11 protein-coding genes, 1 pseudogene and 1 CRISPR repeat array (1 of these 13 cut by a window edge) are annotated in these 15,740 nt (G+C 53.7%); of the genes and pseudogenes, 11 read left to right on the top strand and 1 reads right to left on the bottom strand.

Annotated elements, in window-relative coordinates:
* Positions 1-90 precede the first annotated feature (90 nt).
* From M2374_RS07645 to queE, 3 genes are all read left to right on the top strand, one after another.
* Positions 91-1,647 carry a PTS transporter subunit EIIC gene (locus M2374_RS07645; RefSeq protein ID WP_181491024.1) on the top strand — a complete coding sequence of 519 codons (1,557 nt, stop codon included), beginning with the start codon at positions 91-93 and terminating at the stop codon, positions 1,645-1,647.
* Positions 1,647-2,336, top strand: a complete 690-nt coding sequence (locus M2374_RS07640) for an N-acetylmannosamine-6-phosphate 2-epimerase (protein WP_135911489.1) — start codon at positions 1,647-1,649, stop codon at positions 2,334-2,336. The genes M2374_RS07645 and M2374_RS07640 overlap by 1 nt, the downstream gene beginning before the upstream one ends.
* A gap of 71 nt (positions 2,337-2,407) precedes the next feature.
* Entirely contained in the window at positions 2,408-3,079 is a 672-nt protein-coding gene (queE, locus tag M2374_RS07635; protein WP_137400259.1) for a 7-carboxy-7-deazaguanine synthase QueE, read from the top strand.
* A 94-nt stretch (positions 3,080-3,173) separates the two neighbouring features.
* On the opposite strand, the gene queD is transcribed toward queE, so the two are convergent.
* On the bottom strand, positions 3,174-3,536 hold the full coding sequence (gene queD / locus M2374_RS07630) for a 6-carboxytetrahydropterin synthase QueD (RefSeq protein WP_096755909.1): 363 nt from the start codon (positions 3,534-3,536) through the stop codon (positions 3,174-3,176).
* A gap of 305 nt (positions 3,537-3,841) precedes the next feature.
* On the opposite strand from queD, the gene cysJ reads away from it, so the two are divergent.
* From cysJ to cas2e, 8 genes and pseudogenes are all read left to right on the top strand, one after another.
* A complete protein-coding gene (gene cysJ, locus M2374_RS07625) occupies positions 3,842-5,641 on the top strand; it encodes an NADPH-dependent assimilatory sulfite reductase flavoprotein subunit (RefSeq protein ID WP_181688792.1) in 1,800 nt (599 codons plus the stop codon).
* The gene (gene cysI / locus M2374_RS07620; protein ID WP_115257607.1) at positions 5,641-7,353 is read left to right on the top strand and encodes an assimilatory sulfite reductase (NADPH) hemoprotein subunit; all 1,713 of its coding nucleotides are present in this window, start codon (positions 5,641-5,643) and stop codon (positions 7,351-7,353) included. The genes cysJ and cysI overlap by 1 nt, the downstream gene beginning before the upstream one ends.
* A gap of 83 nt (positions 7,354-7,436) precedes the next feature.
* Positions 7,437-8,171 (top strand): phosphoadenosine phosphosulfate reductase, encoded by a 735-nt coding sequence (gene cysH, locus M2374_RS07615; RefSeq protein WP_181688793.1) that lies wholly within the window; start codon positions 7,437-7,439, stop codon positions 8,169-8,171.
* 230 nt (positions 8,172-8,401) lie between these two features.
* Entirely contained in the window at positions 8,402-11,065 is a 2,664-nt protein-coding gene (gene cas3, locus M2374_RS07610) for a CRISPR-associated helicase Cas3' (protein WP_181688794.1), read from the top strand.
* Between the two features lie 11 nt (positions 11,066-11,076).
* Positions 11,077-11,616, top strand: a pseudogene (gene casA / locus M2374_RS07605) (type I-E CRISPR-associated protein Cse1/CasA); the annotation flags it as partial.
* A gap of 10 nt (positions 11,617-11,626) precedes the next feature.
* Complete coding sequence (cas6e, locus tag M2374_RS07600; protein WP_259154655.1) at positions 11,627-12,226, top strand: type I-E CRISPR-associated protein Cas6/Cse3/CasE; 600 nt, start codon at positions 11,627-11,629, stop codon at positions 12,224-12,226.
* Positions 12,223-13,143 carry a type I-E CRISPR-associated endonuclease Cas1e gene (gene cas1e / locus M2374_RS07595; protein WP_181517889.1) on the top strand — a complete coding sequence of 307 codons (921 nt, stop codon included), beginning with the start codon at positions 12,223-12,225 and terminating at the stop codon, positions 13,141-13,143. Before cas6e ends, cas1e begins: the two co-directional genes overlap by 4 nt.
* Positions 13,143-13,436: a type I-E CRISPR-associated endoribonuclease Cas2e gene (cas2e, locus tag M2374_RS07590; RefSeq protein WP_181506626.1), complete on the top strand. Its 294-nt coding sequence runs from the start codon at positions 13,143-13,145 to the stop codon at positions 13,434-13,436. Before cas1e ends, cas2e begins: the two co-directional genes overlap by 1 nt.
* 96 nt (positions 13,437-13,532) lie before the next feature.
* Positions 13,533-15,740: a CRISPR direct-repeat array (repeat unit 29 nt; unit sequence GTGTTCCCCGCGTCAGCGGGGATAAACCG); it runs 262 nt beyond the window's last position.

Below are 15,740 nucleotides of genomic sequence, written 5' to 3'. Positions count from 1 at the left end.
TATGATCGACTTCCAGAATTTTGATGATAATTTTCATTTATAAAATTATTTGTGGTAAAAATTTTCATCAATTGCCAGGGGAATGAAAAAATGATGAATATGTTTAGCGGCGCGTCGTCAGGGACGTGGTTTGAAAAGGCACAGCGGTTTGGCAAATCGTTTATGCTGCCAATTGCGATATTACCTGCTGCGGGGCTGTTACTGGGTATTGGTGGTGCATTATCAAACCCCAATACGTTGACGGCCTACCCGTTTTTAGATGTTGACTGGTTGCAGGCTATCTTCACTATCATGACCAGCGCGGGATCCATTGTGTTCGCCAACTTGTCGGTGCTTTTTGCGGTTGGTGTAGCAGTGGGCCTGGCGAAGACGGATAAAGGCACTGCGGGGCTTGCCGCGCTGCTGGCGTTTTTGGTGATGAATGCCACTATCAACGCTTTGCTGATCCTGAACGGGACGCTGGCGCATGAGAACCCAGGTGCTGTTGGTCAGGGAATGACGCTGGGTATCCAGACGCTGGAAACGGGTGTGTTTGGTGGTGTGGTGATAGGCCTTGTTACCTGCGCGCTGCACAGTCGCTTTAATAAAGTCTCGCTACCGCAGTTTCTGGGTTTCTTTAGCGGCTCGCGCTTTGTTCCGATCATTAGCTCGCTTGCGGCGATTGCAGTCGGTGCCGCAATGACGGTGGTCTGGCCCCATTTCCAGAAACTCATATTTGGACTGGGTGGCCTTGTTGATGCAACGGGTTATCTGGGCACGCTGTTGTATGGTTTTATCCTGCGTATGCTTGGTCCACTGGGTCTGCATCATATCTTTTATCTGCCATTCTGGACGACGGCACTCGGTGGCAGTGAAATCGTTAACGGCCAATTAGTGGAAGGCACACAACGTATTTTCTTCGCTCAGCTTGCCGAACCGAACACTCAGCAGTTCTATGTGGGTACCTCGCGCTTTATGTCCGGGCGCTTCATTACCATGATGTTCGGTCTGCTTGGGGCATGTCTGGCGATGTACCACACGGCGAAGTCAGAGAACAAAAAAGTTGTCGCGGGTCTGCTGCTGTCTGCTGCGCTGACTTCCTTCCTGACCGGCATCACTGAGCCTATTGAGTTCTCCTTCCTGTTCGTGGCACCCGTGTTATATGTCATTCACGCCTTCTTCGATGGCCTGGCATTTATGATTGCCCATATTTTACATATCACCATCGGGCAAACCTTCTCGGGAGGACTGATCGATTTCATCCTCTTTGGCGTATTGCAGGGCGAAGCGAAAACCAACTGGATGTACGTGCCTATGGTGGGCGTGCCGTGGTTCTTCCTGTACTACTTCACCTTCCGCTATTTGATCAACCGCTTTGGCTGGCTGACGCCGGGCCGTGAGAACGCAACGTTAGTAGAAAATGCGTTGCCTCAAAGCGAACGTGCCGCAGCAGTGGTTGCCGGACTGGGGGGCAAAGAGAATCTGGAAGAGGTGGATTGTTGCGCCACGCGACTACGCGTGACGGTGAAAGATGGCAGCAAGGTTGATGAAACCGCACTGAAAGCAACCGGGGCGCGTGGCGTGATTATTCGTGGCAATGGTGTTCAGGTGATTTATGGCCCGCACGTCACCATTATCAAAAATGAAGTTGAAGAGATTTTATCGTAATGAAAACTGTACTGGATACGCTGAAAGGTAAGTTAATTGTCTCCTGTCAGGCGCTGGAAAATGAGCCTCTGCACAGCCCGTTTATCATGTCACGGATGGCATTGGCGGCAGCACAGGGAGGGGCTGTCGGTATCCGTGCGAACAGCGTTGTGGACATTCGCGCCATTAAAGAAAGCGTCGCACTGCCGATCATTGGGATCATCAAACGTGATTATCCGGGTAGCGACGTGTTTATCACCGCCACTATGAAGGAAGTGGATGAGTTAATGACCGTTGAGCCGGAAATTATTGCCCTTGATGCGACTGCGCGCCCACGTCCCGGTGGGCAAACGCTGGACGCGTTGGTTATGCAGATTCGCGCGCGCTACCCATCTGTGCTGTTGATGGCGGACATCGCCAGCGTAGACGAAGCCGTCACCGCAGAACGACTGGGTTTTGACTGCGTGGGTACGACGCTTTATGGCTACACGGCAGAGACGCGTGGACATGTGCTCGCGGATAACGACTGTGGTTTTTTACGTGAGGTACTGGCTGCAGTCAGCCTGCCGGTAGTGGCAGAGGGGAATGTCGACACCCCTGAACGGGCCGCACACTGTCTGGCATTAGGCGCGCACACCGTAGTGGTTGGGGGGGCGATCACCCGTCCGCAACAAATAACGGCACGCTTTGTCACGGCGATCGCCTCGTAAAGCAACGATCGGGCATGATACTTTGGCGGGGATCTGCGATAATTATCGTTTATCCCCACATTGAGAAGACTATGCAGTACCCGATTAATGAGATGTTCCAGACCCTGCAAGGTGAGGGTTATTTTACCGGCGTCCCCGCCATTTTTATTCGTTTACAGGGATGCCCGGTTGGCTGTGCCTGGTGCGATACCAAACACACCTGGGATAAGCTTGAGGATCGGGAAGTCTCGCTTTACAGCATCCTGGCCAAGACTAAAGAGAGCGATAAATGGGGCGCGGCGAGCAGCGAAGATCTGCTGGCTGTGATTCAGCGTCAGGGCTATACCGCCCGCCATGTGGTGATCACCGGTGGTGAACCCTGCATTCACGACCTGATGCCGCTGACCGACTTGCTGGAAAAGAATGGCTTTAGCTGCCAGATTGAAACCAGCGGCACGCATGAAGTCCGCTGTACGCCGAACACCTGGGTGACTGTCTCTCCCAAGGTGAATATGCGCGGCGGCTATGACGTGTTATCTCAGGCGCTGGAACGCGCCAATGAAATCAAGCACCCGGTGGGGCGTGTTCGCGACATTGAAGCACTGGATGAACTGCTGGCGACGTTGACCGATGATAAGCCGCGCATCATTGCTTTACAGCCGATCAGTCAGAAGGATGATGCCACGCGCCTGTGTATTGATACCTGCATTGCGCGTAACTGGCGTCTGTCGATGCAAACGCATAAATATCTGAATATTGCCTGATAAATTTTGCCGGGTGCGCTTCGCTTGCCCGGCCTACGCTTGTAGATACGTGTAGGCCGTATAAGACGCTCCGCCATCCGGCAATGACTCTGAATCACTCGCCGCGATAGACGCAGCCCGCCGTGCAGGTCTCTTTTACCATCACCGCGCTCAGCAGCGGAACCAGCGGTTTCATCTCATCCCAGATCCACTTCGCCAGTACTTCACTGGTCGGATTCTCAAGACCCGGAATATCATTCAAATAGTAGTGATCAAGGCGATTGTACGTCGGCTTAAATGCCGCTTTTAACTCGGAAAAGTCCATAATCCAACCGGTATGGGGATCGACTTCACCCGTAATTTCAAGACGCACCATAAATGAGTGACCATGCAGACGGCCACATTTGTGCCCTTCTGGTACGTGCGGCAGGTGGTGAGCGGCTTCGAAGGTGAAATCTTTAAACAGGGTGGTGGACATTATCTACTCTCAAGAATGCAAAAAACCGCCGTAGGGTACCTTATAATACGAATTTTATCATTAGTTAAACGGGCGCTGAGTATCCTGACAGTGCATTCATGCAATCAATATCAAATAACTAGTTATATATCATATGGTTATTAAATCTGTTTTGCCGTTAATAACTATAGCTAAAACAGGTTAGTCCATTTGGTTATTTGTTATTTCTATCCCTTCTTTAATTGTTACTATTCTCGCCGTTAACCTTATCTTCAGTTTGGGTTTTATTGCTTAAATCCGCTTTGCTTACTGGAACATGACAACGCATGACGACACAGGCCCCACTTTCCGCTTTGCTTCCGCTAAACCCGGAACAGCTGGCACGCCTTCAGGCGGCCACGACCGATCTCTCGCCCGCGCAGCTTGCGTGGGTTTCTGGCTATTTCTGGGGCGTGCTGAATCAGCAGCCGGGCGCTAATGCGGTTATTCCTGCACCTGCTGCCGAAATGCCGGGGATCACGCTCATCTCCGCCTCGCAGACCGGTAATGCGCGCCGCGTGGCGGAAGCCCTGCGTGACGATCTTATTGCCGCGAAGCTCAATGTCACCCTGATCAATGCCGGCGACTATAAATTTAAAAATATTGCCAACGAGAAATTGCTGGTCGTGGTGGCCTCGACGCAGGGAGAGGGTGAGCCGGCGGAAGAAGCGGTGGCGTTGCATAAATTCCTGTTCTCTAAAAAAGCGCCGAAACTTGAAAATACCGCCTTCGCCGTGTTTGGCCTTGGCGATACCTCTTATGAGTTTTTCTGCCAGTCTGGCAAAAACTTCGACAGCAAACTGGCGGAGCTTGGCGGTGAACGCTTGCTGGATCGTGTAGATGCAGATGTTGAATATCAACCGGCAGCTGCGCAGTGGCGCGCCCGTCTGGTTGATGTGTTGAAGGCACGAGCGCCTGCTGCACCTTCTGTACAGGCCGCTGCGAGCGGTGCGATTAACGAGGTGCATACCAGTCCGTACACTAAAGAAGCGCCGCTTAGCGCGTCGCTTTCCGTGAATCAGAAAATCACCGGTCGTGACTCCGAAAAAGACGTGCGTCATATCGAAATCGATCTGGGCGATTCCGGCCTGCGCTATCAGCCCGGCGACGCGCTCGGTGTGTGGTATCAAAACGATCCGGCGCTGGTCAAAGAGATTGTTGAACTGCTGTGGCTGAAAGGCGACGAGCCGGTCACGGTTGATGGCAAATTGCTACCGCTTACCGACGCGCTGCAGTGGCACTTCGAACTGACGGTTAACACAGCCAATATTGTAGAAAATTACGCCACCTTAACGCGCAGTGAAACGTTGCTGCCGCTGGTGGGCGATAAAGCGCAGTTGCAACACTATGCCGCCACCACGCCTATCGTCGACATGCTGCGCTTTTCTCCGGCGCAACTGGACGCGGAAGCGTTAATCGCTCTGCTGCGTCCGTTGACCCCGCGCCTGTACTCAATTGCCTCCTCACAGGCGGAAGTCGAAAGCGAAGTACACGTGACCGTCGGTGCCGTGCGGTTTGACGTCGAAGGCCGTGCGCGTGCCGGCGGAGCCTCGAGCTTCCTCGCCGATCGCGTGGGTGAAGAAGGTGAAGTACGTGTGTTCATTGAACATAACGACAACTTCCGCCTGCCAGCCAATCCTGAAACACCGGTCATTATGATTGGGCCGGGGACGGGAATTGCACCGTTCCGCGCCTTTATGCAGCAGCGTGCTGCCGATGAAGCGACGGGTAAAAACTGGCTGTTCTTTGGCAATCCGCACTTTACCGAAGATTTTCTCTACCAGGTGGAGTGGCAGCGCTACGTCAAAGAGGGCGTACTTACCCGGATCGATCTCGCCTGGTCACGCGACCAAAAAGAAAAAGTCTACGTACAAGATATACTGCGCCAACAAGGTGCGGAACTGTGGCGCTGGATTAATGACGGGGCGCACATTTATGTCTGCGGCGACGCCAATCGCATGGCGAAAGACGTTGAGCAGGCTTTGCTGGAAGTGATTGCCGAATTCGGTGCGATGGATACCGAAGCGGCGGATGAATTTTTAAGTGAGCTGCGCGTTGAGCGCCGTTATCAGCGAGATGTCTACTAATGAGTGAAAAACATCCAGGGCCACTGGTGGTCGAAGGTAAGCTGTCCGACGCTGAACGTATGAAGCTGGAAAGCAACTATCTGCGCGGCACCATTGCGGAAGATTTAAATGACGGCCTCACCGGCGGTTTTAAAGGTGATAACTTTCTGCTGATCCGTTTTCACGGTATGTACCAGCAGGATGACCGTGATATTCGCGCCGAGCGCGCCGAGCAGAAGCTGGAGCCGCGTCATGCGATGCTGCTGCGCTGCCGTCTGCCGGGCGGGGTCATCACCACTAAACAATGGCAGGCGATCGATAAGTTTGCTCATGACAACACGATTTACGGCAGCATCCGTCTGACCAACCGTCAGACCTTTCAGTTCCACGGCATTCTGAAGAAGAACGTCAAGCCGGTGCATCAGATGCTCAACTCGGTCGGACTGGACGCGCTGGCGACCGCCAACGACATGAACCGTAACGTGTTGTGTACCTCCAACCCGTACGAGTCCGAGTTACACGCGGAAGCCTACGAGTGGGCGAAGAAAATCTCTGAACACCTGCTGCCGCGCACCCGGGCATATGCAGAGATTTGGCTGGATCAGAAAAAAGTCGCCACCACCGATGAAGAGCCGATCCTCGGTCAAACTTATCTGCCGCGTAAGTTCAAAACGACGGTGGTTATTCCGCCGCAGAACGATATCGATCTGCATGCTAACGACATGAACTTCGTCGCGGTGGCAGAAAACGGCAAACTGGTGGGGTTCAACCTGCTGGTTGGCGGTGGGCTGTCTATTGAGCACGGTAACAAGAAAACCTACGCGCGAACCGCCAGTGAATTTGGCTATTTGCCGCTGGAGCACACGCTGGCCGTTGCGGAAGCAGTGGTGACCACCCAGCGTGACTGGGGTAATCGTACCGACCGTAAAAACGCCAAAACCAAATACACGCTGGAGCGCGTCGGCGTTGAGACCTTTAAGGCAGAAGTTGAACGCCGGGCGGGTATCAAATTTGAATCGATTCGCCCGTATGAGTTTACCGGTCGCGGCGATCGTATCGGCTGGGTGAAGGGTATCGACAAAAAATGGCACCTGACGCTGTTTATTGAGAATGGCCGTATTCTGGATTATCCGGGACGTCCGCTGAAAACCGGGTTGCTGGAGATAGCAAAGATCCACAAAGGCGAGTTCCGTATTACCGCCAACCAGAACCTGATCATTGCCGGTGTGCCGGAAAGTGAAAAGGCGAAGATCGAGAAAATTGCGCAGCAGAGCGGCTTAATGAATGCCGTGACTCCGCAGCGTGAAAACTCGATGGCCTGCGTCTCGTTCCCGACCTGTCCGCTGGCGATGGCGGAAGCAGAGCGCTTCCTGCCGACGTTTATCGACAGCATTGACGCTCTGATGGCGAAATACGCGTTGAGCGACGAAAACATTGTGCTGCGCGTGACGGGCTGCCCGAACGGTTGTGGTCGTGCCATGCTGGCAGAAGTCGGCCTGGTCGGGAAAGCGCCGGGACGTTACAACCTGCACCTGGGGGGTAACCGTATCGGGACGCGTATTCCACGGATGTTCAAAGAGAACATCACCGAGACAGAAATTCTGGCCTTGCTGGATGAACTGATTGGGCGCTGGGCAAAAGAGCGTGAAGCGGGTGAAGGCTTCGGCGATTTTACGGTGCGTGCGGGCATTATTCGCCCGGTGCTCGATCCCGCCCGGGATTTCTGGGAATAATGTGAAACTGACTTATTGGGTCTACTGAATTTGTAGGCCTGATAAGCGTAGCGCCATCAGGCAAGGCAAACAGCGAGGAATTTATGTCCAAACTCGATCTCAACGCGTTGAACGCACTACCAAAAGTTGAGCGCGTCATGGCGCTGGCGGAAACCAACAGCCAGCTGGAAAAACTGAGCGCGCAGGATCGTGTGGCGTGGGCGCTGGAGAATCTGCCTGGCGACTACGTGCTCTCTTCGAGCTTTGGTATTCAGGCGGCGGTTAGCCTGCACCTGGTGAATCAGATTCGCCCGGATATCCCGGTGATCCTTACCGATACCGGCTATCTGTTCCCTGAAACCTACCAGTTTATTGACGAGTTAACGGACACGCTCAAACTTAATCTGCAGGTTTACCGGGCAAAAGAGAGTGCCGCCTGGCAGGAAGCGCGCTATGGCAAACTGTGGGAACAGGGCGTTGAAGGCATTGAGAAATACAATGACATCAACAAAGTCGAGCCGATGAACCGGGCGCTGCAAGAACTCAATGCGCAAACCTGGTTTGCCGGCCTGCGTCGTGAGCAATCCGGCAGTCGTGCCCATTTGCCGGTACTGGCTATCCAGCGTGGCGTGTTCAAACTGCTGCCGATCATCGACTGGGACAACCGCACGGTGTACCAGTACCTGCAACAACACGGGCTGAAGTATCATCCGCTGTGGGAGCAAGGCTATCTGTCGGTAGGCGATACCCACACCACCCGTAAATGGGAACCGGGCATGGCGGAAGAAGAGACGCGCTTCTTCGGACTGAAGCGGGAGTGCGGATTGCACGAAGGGTGAAAGTAATGGGATTGTAGTAAATCGATCGCCAGCAATATGAATTTTATAGTTTGCTGGCGATTGATTTATTTAATAATAGATTTGATGAATATATATTTTATTCTCACGCTATTATTTAAAATCAATAGTGTAATTATCATTGTGTAATTATGTAAAAACATTTCCATTGTTGGCTTAATTCTTAAATAAAAGAGATGATATCGGAATCCTTGTAGGCTGGTGGAGGATTCATGGTGATATTCAATTACTGGGGTAAAAGTCGCCAGAGAGATAAAGATGGCGGCGACGATTATCATCTGCTGTGTTGGCATTTGCTGGACGTTGCGGCTGTCGGTTATTGGATGGTGAAATATAATATTTATTGTATCGACAGCCATCTCAAAAAATCAGGCTTAAATAATACGGAACAGGCTGCACAGTTTTTTTCCTGGCTCTTGTGTTGGCACGATGTCGGTAAGTTCTCCCACTCGTTTCAACAGCTGTATCGTCACAAAGATTTCACCTCCGAAAATGAAAAATTACATAATTATGAAAAAATATCCCACGCAACGTTAGGCTACTGGTTGTGGAATAATTATTTAAGTGAATGTTCAGAACTGTTTCCGCAATCCGCGCTATCAGCCCGCAAACTTAAGCGTGCCATTGCGCTCTGGCTGCCATTGGCGACAGGGCATCACGGTCGCCCACCAGAAGTTATTCAGGAAATGAATAATTTCCGCCAGCAGGACAAAGAAGCGGCCCGCGATTTTCTTCAGAAAATAAAACCGTTGTTCCCGTTGGTTGAGATCCCTGAATACTGGGACGATGACGAAGGGATTGAATGTGTTAAACATCTTTCCTGGTTTATCTCTGCGGCGGTGGTACTTGCTGACTGGACGGGATCGTCAACCTGCTTTTTTCCCCGCATGGCCGAAAAAATGCCAATTGACCGTTACTGGAAGCAGGCGCTTATCAAAGCAAAAGAGGCCATTTCAGTTTTCCCTCCGTCTGCGGATATTGCCGAATTTTCCGGCGTAACGGCACTGTTTCCTTTTATTCAGCATCCCACCCCTTTACAACATAAAGCGCTGGAGCTGGATATTAGCTCTGACGGTGCGCAGTTATTCATTCTGGAAGACGTCACCGGGGCGGGAAAAACGGAAGCTGCGCTTATTCTGACTCACCGCCTGATGGCTGCAGGTAAGGCGCAAGGGCTGTATTTCGGCTTGCCAACGATGGCAACCGCCAATGCCATGTTCGATCGAATGGCGCAAAGCTGGCGGGCATTGTACCAGCCGGACTCACGGCCGAGCCTGGTTTTAGCACATAGCGCACGCGGATTAATGGACCGGTTTAATCAGTCAATCTGGTTGGGTGATTTAGCGGGCTCCGAAGAACCAGACGATAAGCAACCGTACAGCCAGGGCTGCGCCGCCTGGTTTGCCGACAGCAATAAGAAAGCGCTGCTGGCTGAGGTGGGCGTGGGGACGCTCGATCAGGCGATGATGGCGGTGATGCCGTTTAAGCACAATAACCTGCGGATGCTGGGATTGAGCCATAAGATCCTGCTGGCGGATGAAATTCACGCTTACGACAATTACATGTCGCGGATCCTCGAGTGTCTGATCGAGAAGCAGGCCCGCGACGGCAATATCACGATTCTGCTTTCCGCCACGCTATCGCAGCAGCAACGAGACCGGCTGGTTGCCGCTTTTGCTAAGGGCGCAAAGAGCCGGACAGAAGCGCCGTTATTGGGCTATGACGATTATCCCTGGCTGACGCAGGTGACCGGTTCGGCGGTGTTTTCTCAGCATGTGGAGACCCGCAAAGAAGTCGAACGCAGCGTAAACGTCGGCTGGTTATGCAGTGAGCAGGCGTGTATCGAACGCATTGAGCAGGCGGTGCGTAATGGCCGGTGTATCGCCTGGATACGTAATTCCGTTGATGACGCGATTAGCATCTATCGCCAACTTATTTTCCGAGGCGTTGTTTCACCTGAAAATTTGACCCTCTTTCATAGCCGTTTTTCCTTCCATGACCGCCAGAGAATCGAAACGCAAACGCTGGATCTGTTCGGTAAACACAGTGCGAGTCAACGTGCGGGTCAGATCATTATCGCTACGCAAGTTATTGAACAATCTTTGGATATTGACGCCGATGAGATGATCTCCGATTTAGCACCAGTTGATTTACTGATCCAACGGGCCGGGCGTCTGCAACGACATATCCGTGACCGTCGTGGCCAGGTAAAAACCGCCGGTCAGGATGAGCGCGATGTGCCAGAACTGCTGATCCTTGCGCCTCAATGGGATGACTCGCCGCGAGAAGACTGGCTATCCAGCGCCATGCGCAACAGCGCCTACGTTTATCCCGATCATGGTCGCCTGTGGTTGACCCAACGCGTGCTGCGTGAACAGGGCGAAATTCGAATGCCGCAATCTGCCCGGCTGCTTATCGAGTCCGTTTACGGCGAAGGGGTCGACATGCCAGAGGGATTCGCAAAAACGGAGCAGTTGCAGGAGGGGAAATACTACTGCGATCGGGCATTCGCCATGCAGAACATCCTCAACTTTGCGCCGGGCTACGGCCCTGAAAGCAGCGATTTTCTGCCGGAAAAACTCTCCACGCGACTCGCTGAAGAGTCCATCACGGTGTGGCTGGCGAAAATTATCGATGGGATCGTTAAGCCTTATGCGCCGGGAGAGCATGCCTGGGAGATGAGTATGCTGCGGATACGTCAGGGCTGGTGGGTAAAACATCAGCATGAGTTTGAACGAGTAGAGGGCGAAGCGCTGCGGAAATGGTGCATTGAGCAGCATCAGAATCAAGAGTTTGCCGTGGTGATTGTCGTCTCAGAGGTTGAAGACTGTGGTTATTCAGCCAGTGAAGGATTAATCGGAAGAATGGAGGTCTAGCAGCTAACCCTATGAATAATTTCTCACTTTTAACTACGCCCTGGCTTCCCGTACGGTTTAAAGACGGTTCTACGGGCAAGTTGGCCCCCGCCAATCTGGCGGATGAAAACGTGGTCGATATTGCCGCCGCGCGGGCGGATTTACAGGGCGCGGCCTGGCAGTTCCTACTGGGTTTATTGCAATGTAGCATGGCGCCGAAAAACTCTGCCCGCTGGGAGGATATCTGGTTCGAGGGACTGAGTGCAGATACGCTGCATCAAGCGCTGGCACCGCTGGAGCCTGCTTTTCAGTTTGGTGCTGACACACCTTCTTTTATGCAGGATTTCGAACCGTTAAGCGGGGAGAAAGTCTCTATTGCTTCACTGTTACCTGAAATCCCCGGTGCGCAAACAATCAAGTTTAATAAAGACCATTTTGTTAAGCGTGGCGTCACCGAGCGCTTCTGCCCGTACTGCGCGGCGCTGGCGTTATTCTCGTTGCAGCTTAATGCGCCATCGGGCGGCAAAGGTTATCGCACCGGGCTACGTGGCGGTGGGCCGATGACTACGCTTACCCGCTCAACTGCTGCAACTGGTGGATCGCGGTGAATATGTGATGCATCAGTGGCTCTGGGAACTCTTTCCCGGAGGGCAGGATCGGCAGTTTCTTTATCGTCGTGAAGAGCTACAAGGGGCATTTCGCTTCTTCGTGCTTTCTATTCAACCTCCTGCTGAAAGTGAAATTTTCGACATTCAATACCGGGCGTTTTCACCGACATTACGAACAGGGCAGACCCTGCGTTTTAGCCTGCGCGCCAACCCAACGGTATGTAAGGCCGGTAAACGTCACGACGTGTTAATGGAGGCGAAACATCAGGCGCGAGGGCAGGTAGATGGCCCGGATATCTGGTCGCATCAGCAGCAGGCAGCGCAAGACTGGCTGGCGCGTCAGGGCGAGCAAAATGGGTTTTCGCTGCATGAAGTCAACGTGGATGCTTATCGGCAACAGCAGGTGGTGAGGACGAAATCCCGCCAGATGATCCAGTTCAGTAGTGTGGACTACTCCGGGGTGCTGATGGTTAATGAACCGGCATTATTTCTGCAACGTTTGATTCAGGGATACGGCAAAAGCCGGGCGTTTGGCTGTGGATTAATGTTGATCAAACCTGGAGACAGCGAGTGACGTTTGTTCCACTCAGCCCGATCCCCTTAAAAGATCGCACGTCGATGATTTTTCTCCAGTACGGTCAAGTAGACGTACTGGATGGTGCGTTTGTGTTGATCGATAAAACGGGGATCCGCACGCATATTCCCGTGGGCTCGGTGGCTTGCATCATGCTGGAGCCGGGAACGCGGGTTTCTCATGCGGCGGTGCGTCTGGCCTCTACGGTCGGGACGCTGCTGGTATGGGTTGGGGAAGCCGGCGTGCGCGTTTACTCCTCCGGTCAGCCTGGCGGTGCGCGGGCGGACAAACTGTTGTATCAGGCGAAGTTGGCGTTGGATGATGATTTACGTCTGAAAGTGGTGCGCAAAATGTATGAACTGCGTTTTCGTGAACCACCACCAGCGCGTCGTTCCATCGAACAACTGCGCGGTATTGAAGGTTCGCGCGTGCGCCAGACTTATGCGCTGCTTGCCAAACAGTATGGCGTGAAGTGGCATGGTCGAAACTACGATCCTAAGGACTGGGAAAAGGGAGATGTGGTGAACCAGTGCATTAGCGCTGCGACGTCATGCCTGTACGGGATTTCTGAAGCGGCGGTGCTGGCGGCAGGCTATGCGCCAGCAATCGGTTTTATCCACAGCGGCAAACCGCTGTCATTTGTTTATGACATCGCGGACATCATTAAATTTGAGTCAGTCGTGCCAAAAGCATTTGAAATTGCCGCTCGCTCACCTTCCGAACCCGATCGCGAAGTCAGGTTGGCCTGCCGCGATATTTTTCGCAGTACGAAGCTAACGGGAAAACTCATTCCGTTGATTGAAGAAGTGCTGGCAGCCGGTGAGATCGAACCGCCACAGCCCGCGCCAGATATGCTACCACCCGCTATACCCGAGCCGCAGTTGCTGGGTGATGGCGGACATCGGGGGCATGGCTGATGAGTATGGTGGTGGTTGTGACGGAAAATGTACCGCCGCGTCTGCGAGGGCGTCTTGCGATTTGGTTACTGGAAATTCGAGCCGGTGTGTACGTCGGCGACATTTCAAAACGTGTGCGAGAAATGGTCTGGCAGCAGATTACACAATTGGGTGGTGCTGGAAACGTTGTGATGGCCTGGGCTACGAATACGGAGTCCGGTTTTGAGTTTCAAACCTGGGGTGAGAATCGACGTATTCCGGTGGATTTGGATGGGCTCAGATTGGTTTCCTTTCTTCCTGTTGAAAATCAGTAGGTTGTCTGTTCTTTAATAAAATGGATTTGTTAATTATAAGTTGGTAGGTTGTTGCTTGCTAAAAAATATATTAGAAAACAGTTATATATATTTAGAGTGTTCCCCGCGTCAGCGGGGATAAACCGCTGGTAATTCTGGACTGCATGACGCTGATTGAGTGTTCCCCGCGTCAGCGGGGATAAACCGGCTGCTCAATCTCTATATGCTGGTCTGATTTTGTGTTCCCCGCGTCAGCGGGGATAAACCGATATCGGGGACATTATCGCGGTAGCCACAAAAGTGTTCCCCGCGTCAGCGGGGATAAACCGCACACCACGATTAAAAATACCCACCCCCACCAGTGTTCCCCGCGTCAGCGGGGATAAACCTTGGATGCCAGCAATAAAATTGTTGGTTTTGACGTGTTCCCCGCGTCAGCGGGGATAAACCGTCAGTGAGCGAAGCGCGGGACTTCATGCGCAAGTGTTCCCCGCGTCAGCGGGGATAAACCGGTTAGCGCACCAATGAGCGCATCACAGCTACGGTGTTCCCCGCGTCAGCGGGGATAAACCGAGCGTCATCAGGTACTTCGAACGGGTTGCGGGGTGTTCCCCGCGTCAGCGGGGATAAACCGCGGTATTACCGGGTATTTTGTGCACCCGGCAAGTGTTCCCCGCGTCAGCGGGGATAAACCGTGCCGGGGCGACGACCAACAGAGCGGAGACTAGTGTTCCCCGCGTCAGCGGGGATAAACCGGGTTACGGGAAGTGCAATCCGTGAACATGGCAGGTGTTCCCCGCGTCAGCGGGGATAAACCGTCCATACCGTTGGGTGCGCGTAACGATACGTCGTGTTCCCCGCGTCAGCGGGGATAAACCGCGATGATGATGAGAAAGATAAACAGCAACAGCGTGTTCCCCGCGTCAGCGGGGATAAACCGTCTACGCCAGCAGGCGCAAGAGGCGGCATTGAGTGTTCCCCGCGTCAGCGGGGATAAACCGTTTTTTGCGCCTGCGCTTCGCGTGCTGCTACCGTGTTCCCCGCGTCAGCGGGGATAAACCGCGTTTGAAAGCACCTACGGCACAGAGTTAGAGGTGTTCCCCGCGTCAGCGGGGATAAACCGGAGGAAAGTCTTCGCCAGCAGGCGCAAGAGTCGTGTTCCCCGCGTCAGCGGGGATAAACCGGAGTTAGACGTGAGAACAGCAGAGGGGTGTTTGTGTTCCCCGCGTCAGCGGGGATAAACCGCAGCGGCGCACCGGGCGACCAGAGCCAAGGCAGTGTTCCCCGCGTCAGCGGGGATAAACCGTGGGGGCGGGTACGGCTGGGGCCTCATCCGGCGTGTTCCCCGCGTCAGCGGGGATAAACCGGATTTACTAGGAATCAAAGCAGATGAACAGAAGTGTTCCCCGCGTCAGCGGGGATAAACCGGGGTACAACTACGTTTTCACCGGGTCGGATATGTGTTCCCCGCGTCAGCGGGGATAAACCGTGTGGCAGTGACGGCAACACCAGAACAGGGCGGTGTTCCCCGCGTCAGCGGGGATAAACCGATAACGAGCCGATAGAGCGCATTGTTGATATTGTGTTCCCCGCGTCAGCGGGGATAAACCGAATTTATTTTACGGCACGACGCAGAGCGTCCAGTGTTCCCCGCGTCAGCGGGGATAAACCGCGTCCACCAGCCGCAACAGCTTATCTGTTTCTGTGTTCCCCGCGTCAGCGGGGATAAACCGGCCCCGTCAATCTCCAGCTCAACCGCCGCTGAGTGTTCCCCGCGTCAGCGGGGATAAACCGCCGGTTGCCACGATTCCTGCTCAAGTGGTTCTGTGTTCCCCGCGTCAGCGGGGATAAACCGCTACCTGTTTGTCCAGGTTGACTGCGAACAGGGTGTTCCCCGCGTCAGCGGGGATAAACCGATGTGCTGCATAACGGCATACCTCCCCACGTCGTGTTCCCCGCGTCAGCGGGGATAAACCGAACAGCAATCACCTGAACCTGCCGGATCCGGCGTGTTCCCCGCGTCAGCGGGGATAAACCGGAGTTGCACGGGGAGAACACGCTTGCGGCAATGTGTTCCCCGCGTCAGCGGGGATAAACCGGTCAGGTAAGGGCGTATCCAGACCTGATTCAGGTGTTCCCCGCGTCAGCGGGGATAAACCGCCAACAGCTGAACGCACAAAGGCAATTGGTGAGTGTTCCCCGCGTCAGCGGGGATAAACCGCCCCGTAAGGGGCTTTGTTTTATCGGCGTGATGTGTTCCCCGCGTCAGCGGGGATAAACCGCTGATTGTAGGCCGCTATACCGCCAGAGTGTTGTGTTCCCCGT

Origin of the sequence: Citrobacter sp. JUb117 (assembly GCF_024809055.1) — a bacterium.
Lineage (GTDB): Bacteria > Pseudomonadota > Gammaproteobacteria > Enterobacterales > Enterobacteriaceae > Citrobacter > Citrobacter gillenii.
The sequence above is the reverse complement of the archived record's forward strand: the minus strand, read 5'-3'. Positions and strand labels throughout refer to the sequence as shown.